We start from the raw sequence: 15493 nt of genomic DNA, 5'->3' as shown, positions 1-15493 counted from the left end.
TACACCGGTCCTGGCGGATACGTCCTATCCACTTACACATATCGCGCCGACACTCGCTGCCCGCTCGATGCGCACGACGAACCATGCTTTGGAACCCACCGGCTGCGATCCCGTTCTTGACATGGGCTCGTTTGCTGCGAGGGTAGCAGAGGTTGCCACCCAGCGGAGCTCCGCAATGCCCAGCAAGCACACTCTGAACGTGTCCCTGACGGGCGAACTCTGCGACTTCATCTCTGCACAAGTCGCCTCGGGTCGTTTCCGGACATCGAGCGAGGTCGTCAGAGCGGCACTGCGCCTGCTGGAGAGAGACGCTTCGCAATCGCAGCCTTCATCCTGGCCCGGCCTGACCAAGCGACCACTTACCGGAGCCAAGGTTAACGGCGTTGCCGCACGGTCGCGGAGTCCACGATCGTGACCGACACAGCAGACTTTCCCATCGTTTGCCTTGGCGCATCAGCTGGCGGCATCGAAGCGCTGGAAGGATTTTTTCGCGGTATGCCTCCACAACCGGGGCTCGCGCTGGTCATCGTGACCCATCTCAGTCCGGACAGGGAAAGCCTCCTTCATGAGATCGTGAGCCGCTATACGGATCTGCCGGTGCGGGTCGCCGCCGACGCCATGGCCGTCGAGGTCGACAACATCTATGTGATGCCTGCCGATTCCATTCTTGGCATCGAGAACCGACGGCTGACGCTGCGCAAAAACAGCAGTCGCCGCGAGCGCAAGCCGATCGACATCTTCATGAGTGCGCTGGCGGTCGATATCGGCGAGCTCTCCGGCGGCGTCATTCTCTCCGGAGGGGATTCCGACGGCACGCTTGGCGTCAAGGCGATCAAAGAACGCGGCGGGATTACGTTCGCGCAGGTCGGCGACGGCTTCGGCCCCCAGCACCCGGATATGCCGGACGCCGCAATTTCGACCGGCTTGATCGATTTCGCCATTCCGGTCGAGGATATGGGCGCCAAGCTGGTCGAGTTTGTCCGCGCAAACCACTTGTTCGAGCAGATGGTCAATGGAGCTGGCGACAGCGCCGAGGATTCGACGATCAGCCAGGTCTTGCCGGAAATCTACGGCATCCTGCGAAATCAGATCGGCCACGACTTCAGCGGCTACAAGACCAAGACGTTCATCCGCCGCGTCCAGCGCCGCATGCAGGTGACCCAACTCACGACGATCGAAGCCTATGTCGAGCGGCTGCGGCAGGAGCCGCCTGAAGTGGGCGCCCTGTTCCGCGATCTGCTCATCAACGTCACGAATTTCTTCCGTGACGAGGACGCCTTCGAGGCGCTCGCGACATCGGTCATTCCCAAGCTTTTTGAAGGGCGCGGGGCCGACGATACGGTTCGTATCTGGATCCCGGGGTGTGCCACCGGAGAGGAAGTGTTCTCGATCGGGATCCTGGCGCGGGAGCATATGGACCGGTTGACCGCCGTACCGCGGGTGCAGATCTTTGCAACCGACATCGACGACCGGGCGCTTTCGGTGGCGCGGGCAGCCCGCTATCCGGGTGCCCTGCTGGACACCGTGTCGCCGGAACGGCGCAAGCGCTTCTTTGTGTCGGATGGCGGCAGCTATGTCGTGTCCAAGGACGTGCGCGAGCTCTGCATTTTTTCGCCGCACAGCGTCATTCGCGATCCTCCTTTCTCGCGCATCGACCTGGTGTCCTGCCGCAACCTGCTGATCTACTTCGGGGCGGACATGCAGAACCAAGTCATCCCGACGTTCCACTATGCGCTGCGCCCGGAAGGCTATCTCTTTCTCGGTTCAGCCGAGAATGTCAGCCAGTTTGCGGAGTTGTTTGCGCCGATCGAGAAGCGACACCGGATTTTTCGTCGGCGCGCCGACTCCGCCTCTCCGACACGACTTCCCATCGCCCTGCACGGTCTGCGGCCGGGACTGGGTGCGGACCTCGTTCCGCGACGGCCGCCGCTCGCCGGCCTTGCCCTGCGCCAGGCCGTGGAGGAGCAGGTCGTCGAGCATTTTGCCCCTCCGCATGTCGTGGTGAATCATGACGGCGACGTCGTCTACTACTCGACACGGACCGGAAAATATCTGGAAGCGCCGGCGGGGGCACCGACGCGGCAGCTGCTGACGATGGCTCGCAAGAGCCTTCGGCTCGATCTGCGAACGCTATTCCGGGAAGCTGTCGAAACCGGACGAACGGCAACGCGCTACGGCATCTCGCTGGACAGCGAGGAAGGTGGCGTTCAGATCGTCGATGTGACGATCGAGCCGCTGGGCGATCGTACTGCCGGCGAACCGCTCTACCTGGTGCTTTTCTCCGACCAGGGGCCGGTGCTCAGCCGGGAGGACGCGCTGAACCGGGCTCAGATCAATCATGAGGGCGTAGCCGCACATACCGAGCGCGAGCTCCGCGAGACCCGGGATCGCCTGCAATCCATGATCGAGGAGTACGAAACCGCTCTCGAAGAACTGAAGTCCTCCAATGAAGAGCTCGTCTCGGTCAACGAGGAGATGCAGTCAACCAATGAGGAACTCGAGGCATCCAAGGAAGAATTGCAATCGGTCAATGAAGAGCTTCATACGGTCAATGCCGAGCTCAGCGGCAAGGTGGACGCGTTGGACCGCGCCAACAACGATCTGCAAAATCTGTTTGAAAGTACCGACGTCGCGACTGTTTTTCTCGACACAAAGCTCGTCATTCGGAGTTTCACCCCGGCGGTGACGAAGGTTTTCAACATACTTCCGACCGACAAGGGACGGCCAATCACGGATCTTTCGAGCAAGCTGAACCTCACGGGCTTTGCCGACGACATTGCGAAGGTGTTTGCAGGCGCAGCTCCGATTGAAAGAAGGGTCGAGAGCGAAGGACACGGCCCTCACTATTTGGTGCGGCTGGCACCCTACCGCGACGGCGGCCAGAAGTTCGAAGGCTTGATCGTCACGTTCATCGATGTCACGAGCCTGACGCGCTCGGAGGCGCGGCAGCGCGTTCTCATCGCCGAGCTTCAACACCGAACCCGGAATCTGTTGTCCGTCGTCCAGTCGCTGGCGCAACAGACTCTCGGAAAAGGCGGCTCCTTGGAGGCGTTCTCGACCCGCCTTGCAGCGCTCGGCCGGGTTCAGAGCCTCGTCAGCGGAGCGATGGATGATCACATCGACCTTGGCGACATCATCCGACTGGAATTGCAGGCCGTCGGCGCTGCCGACGAAAGGGTGTCGGTGTCGGGTCCACCGGTTGCCCTCGGATTCGAACTGGTCCAGACCTTCGGACTTGCCCTGCACGAGCTTGCGACCAACGCCATCAAGTACGGGGCGCTTAGGGAGAGCCAGGGGAAACTCGATGTCCGCTGGAGCATTCAGACCAACGGCGAGAGCGTTCCGACTCTGCTGCTGAACTGGAAGGAAAGCGGAGTCCCCAAACTATCGAAGCCGTCGCGCAAGGGTTTCGGGCGGGACCTTATCGAGCGGGCGCTCGCCTACACCCTGCGCGCCAAGACCAAGCTTTCATTCGGCGAGGATGGGGTCCTCTGTCATATTGAACTGCCGCTGCCCGCGACAGATGCCTCCACAAGACAGGGGGCGTTGAGTGACGGGTGAAGCCGCAATCCTTCGAGGCCGCCGGATACTCGTCGTGGAGGACGATTACCTGCTCGCTCAGGTTCTAAGCGATTTCCTGGAGGAAGCTGAAGTCAATGTCGTCGGGCCGGTCGGCTCCCTAGATGAGGCACTTGCCGTGGTCGAAAACGCCCCGGCAGCTTCGACGGCGCCATCCTTGACGTCAATCTTCATGGCAGCAAATCATACCCTATCGCGGATACGCTCGCAGCGCGTTCAATTCCCTTCCTGTTTGTGACCGGATATGGCCGGGATGCGCTCGATGGTCGCTATCGCGATCATCCGCGATGTGAAAAGCCGTTCGACCCGCCCACTCTCCTTTCCGTCTTTGGTGCATTGTTCAACAATCGCGCGGCTTAGGGACTTCCCTGCCCTCCAGAGCTTGCGCGGCAAGGGGCGCCCGCTGCTCAACCGATCCGCGTTCTCTGCGACTGAGGAACCTTGGCGCGTCCCTCGACTTTCCGTTCTGGAAAGCCAGAGCGAGTAGCGGACATGGGCAATAGCGGCGTCGGAATGCTCCTTGGAGACACCTCGGCCACGACCATTTGGATGATGTTCATAGGCGCCTTCATACTGGGTGGGGCGATCCTGTACGGCGTCATGAAGACCGGCCGGTTGCGCAGAAGCGAGCGCGCGCGACTCGATGAGAACACCAGGGCGGCCCAACGCCGCGATGATCCCCAGAAGCGCGCCTCCCGATAGGATTCCGCTTCAGGCCTCTCGCAGGCGCCGGGCGCGATTGCGGCGATATCGCGCGTTGGTTTGCGGCTTGATGAAGAGCGTGAGCACCGAGGGATGACGCTCGTGGATCTGCGTTTCGATCGCGACGATCGCCTGCTCGATGTCGTCGGCACGCCTATCATCGGAGAACTCGACGCTGAGGGCTGCGACGACTTCTGTCGGCGACATCTGCACGGTCAGCAAGCCGTTCGCCCGCAGCACCCCCGGTGATTGCCGGGCCAGCTCGAGAATTGACCGCGCGAGCTCCGGATCCGCCGGTTCTCCAATCAGCAGGCTTTTGCTTTCACGGGCCAGCAAGACAGACGTAAGTCCGAGAAGGATGCCGATCAGAATGGACCCGATGCCGTCCCACAGCGGCTGCTTCAGCAATACTGTCGCCGCCGTCGCGACGGCCGCGATGAGGATTCCGATCAGCGCTGCACTGTCCTCGAGAAGAACCATGAACGCCGGAGGGTCCTTGCTCCGGATGAACGCCTTGTAATATCCGAATCGCTCACCGTCTGCGCGAAAGCGGCGAAGAGCGATCAGCCAGGTCGTGCCTTCAAACAGGAAAGACAATCCGAGCACCAAATAGCTGACGATGGGATTCTCAATGGGTTCCGGACTGAGAACGTGCAGAACGCCCTGATAGAACGACACGCCCGAGCCGAGCGCGAAGATAAGCAATGCGACGATGAAGCTCCAGAAATAGAGCTCACGGCCGTATCCGAGCGGATGGGAATCGTCGGGCGGCCGATTGGCGCGACGATAGCCGTAAAGCAGCAGCGCCTCGTTGGTGGTGTCGACGACCGAGTGGATGGCCTCGCTGGTCATCGCCGAACTTCCCGTCCAGAGCGCAGCGGCGATCTTCGTCACGGCGACCAGGATGTTTCCGACCAGGGCGGCATAGACGGCGGTTCTTGATGATTGTTCTTCCCCGCTCATCGCACTCTCTTCGTCCGGATGGTGGGTCGACGGCTTATACGAGACGTCGGGGCAGGCTGCTGTGGATCGCACAGGCAGCCACCGCCGCGTGACCGAACGCGACCGATATCTGATGAAGATCGGTCACGACGTCCCCGATGCCATACAGGCCATCCACGGAGGTGCGCTGATGATCATCAATCCTGAGATATCCATCTGTTGTATGTTCCGCGCCGAGCGATAGCGCGAGCCGCGAGCGCACCTCCGCTCCCATCGCCGGGTAGACGACCTCGAATTCCGCGGTATTACCTCCGTTGAAGCAGGCTTCGAGCCTGCAACCCCGGCCCTTCAACTGCACATCGCCGGCATCCACGACCTCCACGCCGGCCGCGGTCAGCCGCGATCTTGCTTCGGCATCAGCAGGCGCGGTCGCGAGCATGGTCACGTCCCGAGAGTAACCGCGCAGGAACAGAGCCTTGCCTGCGGCGTGCGCCGGCGGACCGACGACACCGATCCGGCGGTCGATCGCTTCGTACGCATCGCAAACCGGGCAGTAGCGCAAAAGACCGTCGGCGACCGCCACCCGCCACTCTTCGAATGGCGGATGATTGTCCACGATCCCGCAGGCCAGCACGACAGCCTTGGCTTCGGCTTCGCCTCCGGCCCAAGCGGCGCGAAAGCCGTTCTGGCTCGGCGCCAGGTGAGTGACCTCGGCGGTGACTCGCGGTACCTGAAGGTCGGCCAATTGCGCTGACATCCGTGCAAGCAGGTCACTGCCGGACAAGCCGTGCGTGAAACCAGGAACATTATGGCTGCGCGGAATCAAGCCAGCGCGACTTGCACCGGCGTCGACGACGCATACGCGGCGCCGAAATCGTGCAAGATAGATCGCAGCCATCAATCCAGCCGGACCGCCGCCGATGATCACGCAATCAAGCGGCATTGCCGCGCTTGTTTCGTTGTGGCGAGCCATAGCGCTGAACCTGCCTTCGGTTTCGAACTCGCGATGCGCGCAAGTCTTCAACCAACCCAAGCCGCAACGCGCAGTTCCGAGCCGCAGGGGGAGCAGGCGCGATCCAATTTCGAACTAGCGGATGAAGGCGGCGGCGTGAGCGCTCTCGGCAGGCAGGTCGAATTGTGCGATCCGCCTATCGAGACGCCATAGCTCGATACGATGGGTGAGCACGAGCGAAGCAGCCTCGCGTTTGGCCTCCTCGTCGTCGCTACAGACGAGATTGATGCAGCCAAAAACATTTCCGTCCAAATCAATCTGGAAAGCGCGGTAATGCCTTATGCTGTGCATGGTCACTCGGCCGATCTCCTGTACACGGGCGCACTCAGCCAATCCGTCAGGCTGGAAGTCACTTCGTTCTGCATCGCACGTCGCAGCAATATGTCTCGTGCCTTGCCCGGCGGCATGTGCTGCGCGCGCTCGCGGGCCTTGTCGGCCGATGTCAGCAATCGCTGCTGGAGCGATTGCGTCTGTTTCGTTCGCTTGCGTGTGGCGGTCATCTGCGCTTCCACGGCTTTTTCTGGAAGGAGGGAAACCGGCCCCGGCGGGAGGTATGGCACCGGAGCCGGGATCATGCCGCCATTGGGAGACCAGCGGCACCACCCTCAGCTTCAGGCGCAGGCCGCGTTCCCGCATTTGGATAGGTTAATCTACCCCGAGATTTTCGCGATTTCGGCTAGTTGCGTCGTGACCTGCCAGCGGAAAAATCCCGGGCCTGTTCTCAGGCTCCGCGAAGAACGAACGGGGAACAGATGCGCAGGTGCCGCGTTGAGCGAAATGAACATGGGAGATCACGATGGCAGACAATACCGAGAAGGATCCGAGTGAGTGGGTGTCCGGGGATGATCCGATGACCGGCGCGCAAGCCTCTTACCTCAAGACTCTGAGTGAGCAGTCCCACCAGCCGGACCCGACCGAGAGCCAGCTCACCAAGGCGCAAGCCTCCGAGTTGATCGACAAGCTCCGTGCCGAAGCGGGGCTGGACAAATGAGCTGGCCTTGGCGGTCATCGCGCTCGCCAAAAGGCGAGACGCCGTGATTGCTTGTCAGGCCACAGCCATCCAGGCCAGCGCTGCGACCATCATCACAAAGCCGGCAATCGCAGTGCCGACAAAAAACCGTTCCACCTGGTCCATCGCCCACAGCCTCGTTCCACAGCGCGAGTTTTGACCGCGGGAATAGGATCGGCATTATGAAATGTGAATCCGCAGCTTGCTGCTGTCACATTTTTTGGGGGCCGCGAGGGATCTCGCTCGGTCCGCTCTAGGATTTCGCGGTACCGGGCTCGGCCATCTTGCGGTGCTGCCTGGCAAGCAGCTCGTTCGGCGTGACGTTGGCGACGGTGGTCTGGACCTTATTCTTGAAGCCGGTCACGATGTCGGATTCTCCGCTCATCATCGCCTCAAAGCCGGCCTTCGCGACATCGGCAGGGTCGTCCTTTTCCTCGGTCCCAACCTTGGTATCCATCATGTCGGCCCGGCGGAAGAACTCGGTCTCCGTTGCGCCCGGCATCAGGCACGTGACAGTGATGCCGGAATCGCGCAGTTCCTCCCGGAGCGCGAAGGAAAACGAGTCCAGGAACGCCTTCGTACCATTGTAGACCGCCTGGAAACTGCCGGGCATGAATCCCGCGATCGAGCCCGTAATCAGGATACGTCCGCTCTTGCGCCGAAGCATCTCGTTGCCTGCCCGATGGATCAGGTAAAGTGTCCCGCTAATGTTGGTGTCGATGACGCGCCGGATGCGCCCGAAATCCTGATCGAGGAACGCCTTGCCGAGGCCTACTCCGGCGTTGGCCAGCAGCGCGTCGATCGGCCGGTTTCCAACCACGCCACACAGCTTGTCGATACCCTCGGTCGTTGAAAGATCAGCTTGGACAGGCTCGACCTTCGCGCCGAGACTGCGAAGCTCGTCGGCCGCTTTCTGGATCGCCAGTTCATCGGCCGCGATCACAAGATCGAAGCCGGCCTTGGCGCAGCATTTGGCGAGTTCCAGACCGATGCCGGTGGAAGCTCCGGTGACGACGGCAAACTGATTGGCTGGCATGAGCGGGTCCTTCGACGTTCGTTGATCCCGCTCAATCGCTTCGCCAGCGGCTCGTTCCAAATCTCACGAAACCTCGCAATCGTCAGCGATTTTTTGAAGCCTCTATAGCAACCATCGTTTGTTGCTCGACTTAGATGCGTCAAGCCCAAGTTGGAGACATGCATGAAAGCGCTCGTTTGGCACGGCAAGGAGGACATCCGGTGCGACACGGTGACCGATCCGGAAATTCAGGATCCGCGTGATGCCATCATCAAGGTCACGAGTTGCGCCATCTGCGGCTCGGACCTGCACCTGTTCCACAACTTCATCCCGGGGATGCTGCCCGGCGACATCATGGGACATGAGACCATGGGAGAAGTCGTCGAGGTCGGCTCAGGCGTGGATGGCAAGCTCAAGAAGGGCGATCGCATCGTCGTGCCTTTCACCATCATTTGCGGCGAATGCGATCAATGCAAACGCGGCAATTTTTCGGTCTGCGAGACCACCAACCGCAAGCGGCAGCTGGGCGACAAGGTGTTCGGACACACCACCGCCGGCCTGTTCGGTTACACGCATCTGACCGGCGGCTATCCGGGCGGCCAGGCGGAATATCTGCGCGTGCCGTTTGCCGATGCCACGCACATCAAGGTTCCCGACGGCATTCCTGACGAGCAGTTGCTGTTTCTCAGCGACATCTTCCCGACGGGCTGGCAGGCGGCCGTTCATTGCGACATAGAGCCCACCGACACCGTTGCGATCTGGGGCTGCGGGCCAGTGGGCCAGATGACGATCCGCAGCGCCATCCTGCTCGGTGCAAATCAGGTCATCGCCATCGACTGCATCCCGGAACGACTGAGCATGGCTGAGGCCGGCGGCGCCACGACCATCAACTTCGAGACCGAAAGCGTTCTCGAGCGGCTCGACCATCTGACCGACGGCAGGGGGCCGGAGAAGTGCATCGATGCGACCGGCATGGAATCGCATGTCATGGCCTCGCAACCGGATACGCTGCTCGACCGCGCCAAGCAGATGGTGATGCTCGAAAGCGATCGACCGCATGTGCTGCGTGAGATGATCTATGTCTGCCGTCCCGGCGGCATTATCTCCGTTGCGGGCGTCTACAGCGGCTTCTCCGACAAGATTCCGATGGGCGCTTTCATGAACAAAGGGCTGACAATGCGCACGGGACAGACGCACGTCAACCGCTGGACCGACGACCTGCTTCGCCGGATCGAACAAGGTGAGATCGATCCATCCTTCGTGATCACGCATACGGTCCCTTTGGAACGAGGTCCAGAGATGTACCAGGTATTTCGCGACAAGCGGGACTCCTGCGTCAAGGTCGTATTGAAGCCCTGAAGGAGCGAGCAAGCCATGTTTCATTTCGGCAATATCGTGAGGACCAAGGGCGATCCGAAAATCGTGGACAGCGGAACGAGTCTCGCGCGCCCCGAAGATCGGCTCGCACGTGCGCTCGGCTGGTTCAGCATCGGCCTCGGATTGGCCGAGCTTTTCGCGCCGCGACGGGTCACGGAGACGCTGGGGATGGAGGGCCACGAGACGCTGGTGCGCGCATTCGGCGCTCGGGAAATCATCAGCGGGATCATGTCCCTCTCTGTCGACAAGAACGCCGGCCTGTGGGCGCGCGTCGGTGGCGACGGCCTGGATGCTGCTGCCCTCATCTCCGCACTGACGCCGGACAATCCCAAGAAGGGCAACGTCGCGCTGGCGCTTCTCATGATTGGCGGCATCGCGATGCTCGATTACCGCGCGGCGCAGGAGACCAAGCCGAAGCGTCCCTCGCCCAAAGCAAGGCGCAGGCTCTATCCCGACCGAAGCGGCTTTCCAAAGGGGCTCGCCGCCGTCAAAGATCGAGCGAGGCAGCTGACGAACGGCCAAGCAAGGACCGGCGCCCCCTCCTGAACATGTAGCCGCGACGACACGCAAAGCCTGTTGCGTGAAGTTACAACCCAAGTGACCGAGAACTCGGTGTGCGTGAACATACTTTGCCCACTTAGCAAACGTTAATGCGACATTCCTGCAACCTAGGTCAAATAGGAGGCTGGCAACGCGTAACTGGATGCCTCATGCAAGCAGGGTTCGCCTTCTCCAAGCTGGCAGACAGACTGTCCAGCCTCACTGATTTGACCGCCCAGGATCTTGATCTGCTCGCGGATATGCCAAGCACCATCGTGCACGTTGGAGCTCATCAGACTGTGGTACGACACCACACTGAGACTGACCATTGTTGCCTTCTGCTCCAAGGCTATCTCTGCTGGCATGTCGCGGCGGGACAGGACGGGCAGATCACGTCGATATACGTTCCCGGCGACGTTCCAGATCTGCACACGCTTTACCATCCTTCGGCCGGGGCCAATCTTGTCGCGCTCGGATCAGCGACCATCGCCCTGGTGCCTCACGACTTCTTTCGTGAGCTGTCGGCGAATTCGGCCGCGATGGCGCACGCGTTGCATCTGATGATGCTGGCCGATCTCGCCATCCAACGAAACTGGACTGTGAATCTGGGCAGCCGTGACGCCCTCTGCCGTGTGGCGCACCTTCTTTGCGAAATCAGGGAGCGCCTCCACGGCGTCGGTCTCGCAAGAGATTTCAGCTTTCCGTCGCCCTTCACGCAGTCGGACCTCGCCGCCGCATGTGGCATCTCCCCCGTCCACGCAAATCGGACGATTCAGGAGTTGCGTCGGCGCAACCTCCTGCAATGGCATGGTAGAACCATGACCATCACGGATTGGCCGGGCCTTGTCCGTCTTGCAGGTTTCGATCCCGCCTATCTGCGAACCCGTCCTCACGGCAGTGAAGCGCGGCCGCCGCAGCCCACACCAATCTCGATGGGAGTGGAGCTCGCGTGAAATTTCATGCGGCCGCCCGCTTCAGCTCGGCGCGCGAGAGCAGCGCCAGCCGAACCTGTTCGACGACGCCGTCCCACTGCCCCAATTTTTCCTGATGGAAAAGCCGCAAGGTCGGATACCAGAAGGTATGTGCTTCCGAAGCGGGCCAGCGCCAGTCGCAGTCGGCATGCAGCAACACCCAGGCTTCGCATTCTAACGCTCCCGCCAGGTGCGAAACCATCGTGTCGACGCAAATGACGAGGTCGAGCTGCCGGAGAAGATGCCCAAGCGCGACGATGTCGGGCGTGCTGATGTCCCGCGCGCCCGTCTCCGCGAGCTGATCGATGCCGGCGCCGCGCTGGAGTGAGTAAAGCGTTATGCCGTCGCACGCAAGACGCCGCAAAAGCTCGGCAGGAATGGCACGCCGCTTGTCCCAAGCGCCGACCTCCCAGACCAAACCGACGGCCAAACCGCTGGAGCCTTCTAGCGGTTCTGCGCGTGCACCACCATCCGGCAGCGTCAGGTACGGCGCTCGCATTTCGGCTGTCTCGCGTCCGGCACGGAGAGCATGGGGGACTTCCATGATCTCGATGTCAGTCTCGAATTCAACGCAGGGCGTACCATCGTGAAGCGGAATCGCGATATCAACGCCTTCCGTTCGCTCGACCAGTGGCAACAGCTCGGCCTGGCACCAGACTGTCACGCTTCGTGCAATAGCTGCAAGCGCGGGCATGAAGCGGAGAAACTGGATCGTGTCGCCGAGCCCGTGATAGCAGCGGACAAGCACATGTTTGCCCGCAAGCTGCTCGCCCCGCCAGATCCGCTGGAGATGACGAGGGCCGGTATGCTTGGGAGGAAGCGCAAGCCTCGCCAGGTCCCGGTCGGTGATCGCCCAGGCTTGCGGGAACGCGCCCGCACGCATCGCTTCTGTCCAGCCGCCCGTCCCGCCCACGCGAGGCGGCTCGCCTAGGCTTTTACAAATTTATGGAAGCGGCTCAACTCGCCGTCCTTGGTCCGATCTTGATGAAGGAACGCGATTCCGGCGTCATCGAACTTCTCGAAGAATTCGTCCCAGCCGATCCGCTCCAGGCCTTCATCGGGAGGATCGAAATCGATCCGGAGGATGCCGGCGTGCCCATTCTCCTCGGTTGCCTTCACGGTGGCGGGCTTTCCGCCGCGCTGATCCACCCATTTCCGAATGACATTGTGGTCGGTGGTCTTCTGGGCTTCGCTGTCTTGGGTCTTTGCATGGCTCGTGTTCATTTGACACCTTCCTTACTGGCGCGCTGGCTCCCAACATGCGGATGAGGGCCCCGCTTTCCCGTCCAACGCCGGCCGGCAGGATTGGTTCTTTGGGTGCTTGAGGTGGCGGCCGCCAGCATCATCTTCTTCATCTTCAACCAAGAAGCTCTTCGTTCCCTCCATACGTCCACGGATTCTAATCCAGGTTAAGCTCGTTGCATTTTGTGCAGCTGAAAAACGCCATGGCCGCTCCACAGCATGATCTGGGCAGGAACGAACATACCTGCCGCACGTTCGCCGATCTACTTACGTCGACGCCGCGTTCTTCCTGGAGGGCTTCAATCCATGCATTCACGTCTTCAAGACAGGCGGCGCGTGCGCGTCGGCATTGTTGGTGTCGGCAATTGCGCAAGCTCCCTGGTCCAGGGGCTCAGCTACTACCGGGACGCCGAGTCGAACGAGCCGGTGCCCGGATTGATGAATGTCGATCTCGGCGGCTATCACATCAGCGATATTCAGATCGCTTCGGCATTCGACGTCAACGCCTACAAGGTCGGACGGGATGTTGCCGAAGCGATCTGGGCCAAGCCAAACAACACGCACCGCTTCTCCGATGTTGCCGAGACCGGCGTGTTCGTGCAACGCGGGCCGGTCATGGACGGGATCGGCCGCTATCTCCAGGACGACATTCCGATTGCCGACGTTCCCGAAGCTGACGTCGCGGACGTACTGTCGACATCGCGCACGGACGTCCTGGTATCCTATCTTCCCGTCGGGTCCCAGCAGGCCAGCGAATGGTACGCCGCACGTGCCATTGAGGCGGGCTGCGGCTACGTCAATTGCATTCCGGTCTTCATTGCCTCGAATCCCGATTGGCAGCGGCGGTTTGAGGAAGCTGGTTTGCCGATCATCGGCGACGACATCAAGAGCCAGGTCGGCGCCACCATCGTTCACCGCGTGCTTGCCAATCTGTTTCGCGATCGGGGCGTCAAGCTCGATCGCACCTATCAGCTCAACGTTGGCGGCAACACCGATTTCAAGAACATGCTCGAGCGTGAGCGACTGACGTCCAAGAAGATATCCAAGACGCAAGCCGTCACCAGCCAATTCGACGTTCCCATGGAGGCCGACAATATCCATGTCGGTCCCAGCGATCATGTCCCCTGGCTCACCGACCGCAAACTTGCGTTCATTCGGCTGGAAGGAACGACATTCGGCGGCGTTCCCCTGAGTGCGGAAGTCAAGCTGGAGGTCTGGGACTCCCCAAATTCAGCGGGTGTCGTCATCGACGCGGTCCGCTGCGCCAAACTCGCGATGGATCGCGGACAGGCCGGCGCGCTGACGGGCCCCTCAAGCTACTTCATGAAGTCGCCGCCGCGGCAGTTCACCGATGAGGAGGCCGGACGCCGCACACGGGCCTTCATCGCAGACAAGGCCTATACGTGATGGCGACGATCGTTCATCTCGTGCGTCATGGCCATCACGCCCTGCTGGGACGCACGCTATGCGGCCGGATGAAGGGGATTGCGCTCGACGATCTCGGCTCTCAGGAGATGGCGCGTTGTGCCGACGTCATCGAACCGCGGCCAACCTTGATACAATCAAGCCCGCAGCGGCGCTGCATGCAGTCGGCCTGCATTCTGGCCGCCCGCTTCGGTCTCCCGATCGAGATCGTGCCCGCCCTCGATGAGCTCGATTACGGCGAATGGACGGGACGAGCCTTTGAAGACCTCGGCCGCGATCCCCAATGGTCCAGTTGGAATACACAACGCGAAGCCAGCCGTCCGCCGGGCGGCGAATGCATGCGATCGCTCCAGCGCCGGGTCGTCAGCCATCTCGAGCAAGTGCGAAGCGATCATGGCGGTGACACCATTGTCGCCGTGAGCCACGCCGAGCCGATTCGCGCCGCCCTCTTGCATTATTCCCGAATTGAACTCGACGACTTCCTCGCGATCGAGATTGATCCAGCCAGCATCAGTACGCTCAGCGTGGAGAACGGTGAGCTCACGATCACCGGCATCAACCAGCGGGTATTTGCGTGAAAATCGTGATTTTCGGTCTGACCATCTCCTCCTCATGGGGCAACGGCCATGCGACCTTGTGGCGCGGGCTCTGCAAGCATCTGGTGCGGCTCGGGCACACAATCGTGTTCTTCGAGCGCGACGTGCCGTATTACGCCGGAGCCCGGGATCTTCACGAGCTCCCCGGTGGTCGTCTGACCCTGTTTTCGGATTGGGACAATGTACGTCCCACCGCGAGAAACGAGGTTCGCGACGCCGACGTCGCAATCGTAACCTCCTACTGTCCGGACGCAATCGCGGCGACCGAACTGATCCTTGCCGAAGGTCGCGCAGTTCCTGTGTTCTACGACCTCGACACGCCGGTCACTTTGGCGAGGCTCGTGGCAGGAGAAGCCGTGACATATATCGGCCCGGGCGGCTTGAAGGACTTCGATCTGGTCCTGAGTTTCACCGGAGGCGCGCGGGTCTCGGACGAGTTCTGCACCAGGCTCGGCGCACGTCGTGTCGAGCCGCTTTACGGTCACGTCGATACCGATATTCATCGGCCGGTCTCGCCACAACCGCATTACCGCGCGGACTTGTCTTACCTCGGTACGTATTCCGAAGATCGTCAGCAAACGCTTGAGACACTGTTCGTCAGACCCGCGCAGGCGCGGCACGACCTTCGCTTCCTGATCGGAGGTGCCCAGTATCCCGACGCTTTCCCATGGTCGCCAAATATATATTTCGTTCAACACTTGCCGCCATCCGAACATGCGCCGTTCTTTGCGTCGTCTCGCCTGACGCTCAATGTCACGCGCTCGGCGATGGCGGAAATGGGTTGGTGTCCGTCGGGACGACTGTTCGAAGCCGCCGCTTGCGGAGTTCCGCTCCTGAGCGACGATTGGCAGGGGATTGATGCGTTCTTCGTTCCCGGTGACGAGATCCTGATCGCACGCGACCAGACCGACACACTCGCCGCTTTGGCGATGCCGGATGCCGAACTCCAACGCATCGCGCAGAGGGCGCGCGAGCGCACCATGGACCAGCACACATCGGACAAGCGCGCCCGCGAACTCATCTCTTTGCTGGAACGAGCCGCCTGCCGTGGCACGCGCCATCAACAACCCGAGGAGGCCTGAC

18 protein-coding genes are annotated in these 15493 nt (G+C 61.3%); 11 read left to right on the top strand and 7 right to left on the bottom strand.

The genetic code is table 11. The annotated features are described in order from the left end of the window. Positions 1 to 67 precede the first annotated feature (67 nt). From FXB40_RS36810 to FXB40_RS48800, 3 genes are read left to right on the top strand one after another with little or no spacing between them, the layout of a single operon-like run. Positions 68 to 415 carry a type II toxin-antitoxin system ParD family antitoxin gene (locus FXB40_RS36810; RefSeq protein ID WP_347339798.1) on the top strand — a complete coding sequence of 116 codons (348 nt, stop codon included), beginning with the start codon at positions 68 to 70 and terminating at the stop codon, positions 413 to 415. Then, positions 412 to 3561 (top strand): CheR family methyltransferase, encoded by a 3150-nt coding sequence (locus FXB40_RS36805; protein ID WP_148777174.1) that lies wholly within the window; start codon positions 412 to 414, stop codon positions 3559 to 3561. The genes FXB40_RS36810 and FXB40_RS36805 overlap by 4 nt, the downstream gene beginning before the upstream one ends. A gap of 34 nt (positions 3562 to 3595) precedes the next feature. Beyond that, entirely contained in the window at positions 3596 to 3817 is a 222-nt protein-coding gene (locus tag FXB40_RS48800; protein WP_210352222.1) for a response regulator, read from the top strand. 473 nt (positions 3818 to 4290) lie between these two features. On the opposite strand, the gene FXB40_RS36790 is transcribed toward FXB40_RS48800, so the two are convergent. From FXB40_RS36790 to FXB40_RS36775, 4 genes are all read right to left on the bottom strand, one after another. Next, a complete protein-coding gene (locus FXB40_RS36790; protein ID WP_148777172.1) occupies positions 4291 to 5244 on the bottom strand; it encodes a cation diffusion facilitator family transporter in 954 nt (317 codons plus the stop codon). A gap of 34 nt (positions 5245 to 5278) precedes the next feature. Further along, the gene (locus tag FXB40_RS36785) at positions 5279 to 6166 is read right to left on the bottom strand and encodes an NAD(P)/FAD-dependent oxidoreductase (protein WP_148777207.1); all 888 of its coding nucleotides are present in this window, start codon (positions 6164 to 6166) and stop codon (positions 5279 to 5281) included. Between the two features lie 144 nt (positions 6167 to 6310). Continuing rightward, positions 6311 to 6526, bottom strand: a complete 216-nt coding sequence (locus FXB40_RS36780; RefSeq protein ID WP_148777206.1) for a hypothetical protein — start codon at positions 6524 to 6526, stop codon at positions 6311 to 6313. Between the two features lie 2 nt (positions 6527 to 6528). Beyond that, the gene (locus FXB40_RS36775) at positions 6529 to 6747 is read right to left on the bottom strand and encodes a hypothetical protein (RefSeq protein WP_246208206.1); all 219 of its coding nucleotides are present in this window, start codon (positions 6745 to 6747) and stop codon (positions 6529 to 6531) included. 284 nt (positions 6748 to 7031) lie between these two features. On the opposite strand from FXB40_RS36775, the gene FXB40_RS36770 reads away from it, so the two are divergent. Beyond that, entirely contained in the window at positions 7032 to 7226 is a 195-nt protein-coding gene (locus FXB40_RS36770) for a DUF3072 domain-containing protein (protein WP_148777171.1), read from the top strand. A 7-nt stretch (positions 7227 to 7233) separates the two neighbouring features. After that, positions 7234 to 7404: a hypothetical protein gene (locus tag FXB40_RS48350; RefSeq protein WP_187437405.1), complete on the top strand. Its 171-nt coding sequence runs from the start codon at positions 7234 to 7236 to the stop codon at positions 7402 to 7404. A 93-nt stretch (positions 7405 to 7497) separates the two neighbouring features. Here FXB40_RS48350 and FXB40_RS36765 read toward each other — a convergent pair whose 3' ends face one another. After that, the gene (locus tag FXB40_RS36765; RefSeq protein ID WP_148777170.1) at positions 7498 to 8280 is read right to left on the bottom strand and encodes an SDR family NAD(P)-dependent oxidoreductase; all 783 of its coding nucleotides are present in this window, start codon (positions 8278 to 8280) and stop codon (positions 7498 to 7500) included. A 162-nt stretch (positions 8281 to 8442) separates the two neighbouring features. Here FXB40_RS36765 and FXB40_RS36760 point away from each other — a divergent pair, with 162 nt between their 5' ends. The 3 genes from FXB40_RS36760 (at position 8443) to FXB40_RS36750 (ending at position 11129) form a co-directional block, all read left to right on the top strand. Further along, positions 8443 to 9618: a zinc-dependent alcohol dehydrogenase gene (locus FXB40_RS36760; protein WP_148777169.1), complete on the top strand. Its 1176-nt coding sequence runs from the start codon at positions 8443 to 8445 to the stop codon at positions 9616 to 9618. A gap of 15 nt (positions 9619 to 9633) precedes the next feature. Next, positions 9634 to 10182, top strand: coding sequence for a hypothetical protein (locus FXB40_RS36755; RefSeq protein ID WP_148777168.1), 549 nt, complete (start codon positions 9634 to 9636; stop codon positions 10180 to 10182). Positions 10183 to 10346: 164 nt separating this feature from the next. After that, positions 10347 to 11129 carry a Crp/Fnr family transcriptional regulator gene (locus tag FXB40_RS36750; protein ID WP_148777167.1) on the top strand — a complete coding sequence of 261 codons (783 nt, stop codon included), beginning with the start codon at positions 10347 to 10349 and terminating at the stop codon, positions 11127 to 11129. A gap of 4 nt (positions 11130 to 11133) precedes the next feature. Here the strand turns inward: FXB40_RS36750 and FXB40_RS36745 are convergent, their stop codons facing one another. Both FXB40_RS36745 and FXB40_RS36740 read right to left on the bottom strand, forming a co-directional pair. Then, positions 11134 to 12030 carry a glycosyltransferase family protein gene (locus FXB40_RS36745; protein WP_148777166.1) on the bottom strand — a complete coding sequence of 299 codons (897 nt, stop codon included), beginning with the start codon at positions 12028 to 12030 and terminating at the stop codon, positions 11134 to 11136. Between the two features lie 44 nt (positions 12031 to 12074). After that, complete coding sequence (locus FXB40_RS36740) at positions 12075 to 12371, bottom strand: hypothetical protein (RefSeq protein WP_148777165.1); 297 nt, start codon at positions 12369 to 12371, stop codon at positions 12075 to 12077. 324 nt (positions 12372 to 12695) lie between these two features. On the opposite strand from FXB40_RS36740, the gene FXB40_RS36735 reads away from it, so the two are divergent. Genes FXB40_RS36735 through FXB40_RS36725 form a run of 3 tightly spaced genes read left to right on the top strand, consistent with a single transcriptional unit; the run spans position 12696 to position 15492 of the window. Continuing rightward, positions 12696 to 13796 carry an inositol-3-phosphate synthase gene (locus FXB40_RS36735; protein WP_148777164.1) on the top strand — a complete coding sequence of 367 codons (1101 nt, stop codon included), beginning with the start codon at positions 12696 to 12698 and terminating at the stop codon, positions 13794 to 13796. Then, on the top strand, positions 13796 to 14392 hold the full coding sequence (locus FXB40_RS36730) for a histidine phosphatase family protein (protein WP_148777163.1): 597 nt from the start codon (positions 13796 to 13798) through the stop codon (positions 14390 to 14392). The genes FXB40_RS36735 and FXB40_RS36730 overlap by 1 nt, the downstream gene beginning before the upstream one ends. Beyond that, the gene (locus FXB40_RS36725) at positions 14389 to 15492 is read left to right on the top strand and encodes a CgeB family protein (protein WP_148777162.1); all 1104 of its coding nucleotides are present in this window, start codon (positions 14389 to 14391) and stop codon (positions 15490 to 15492) included. Before FXB40_RS36730 ends, FXB40_RS36725 begins: the two co-directional genes overlap by 4 nt. Position 15493: the final 1 nt, after the last annotated feature.

This window comes from Bradyrhizobium rifense (assembly GCF_008123425.1).
In the GTDB taxonomy this organism is placed as follows: Bacteria; Pseudomonadota; Alphaproteobacteria; order Rhizobiales; family Xanthobacteraceae; genus Bradyrhizobium; species Bradyrhizobium rifense.
The sequence above is the reverse complement of the archived record's forward strand: the minus strand, read 5'-3'. Positions and strand labels throughout refer to the sequence as shown.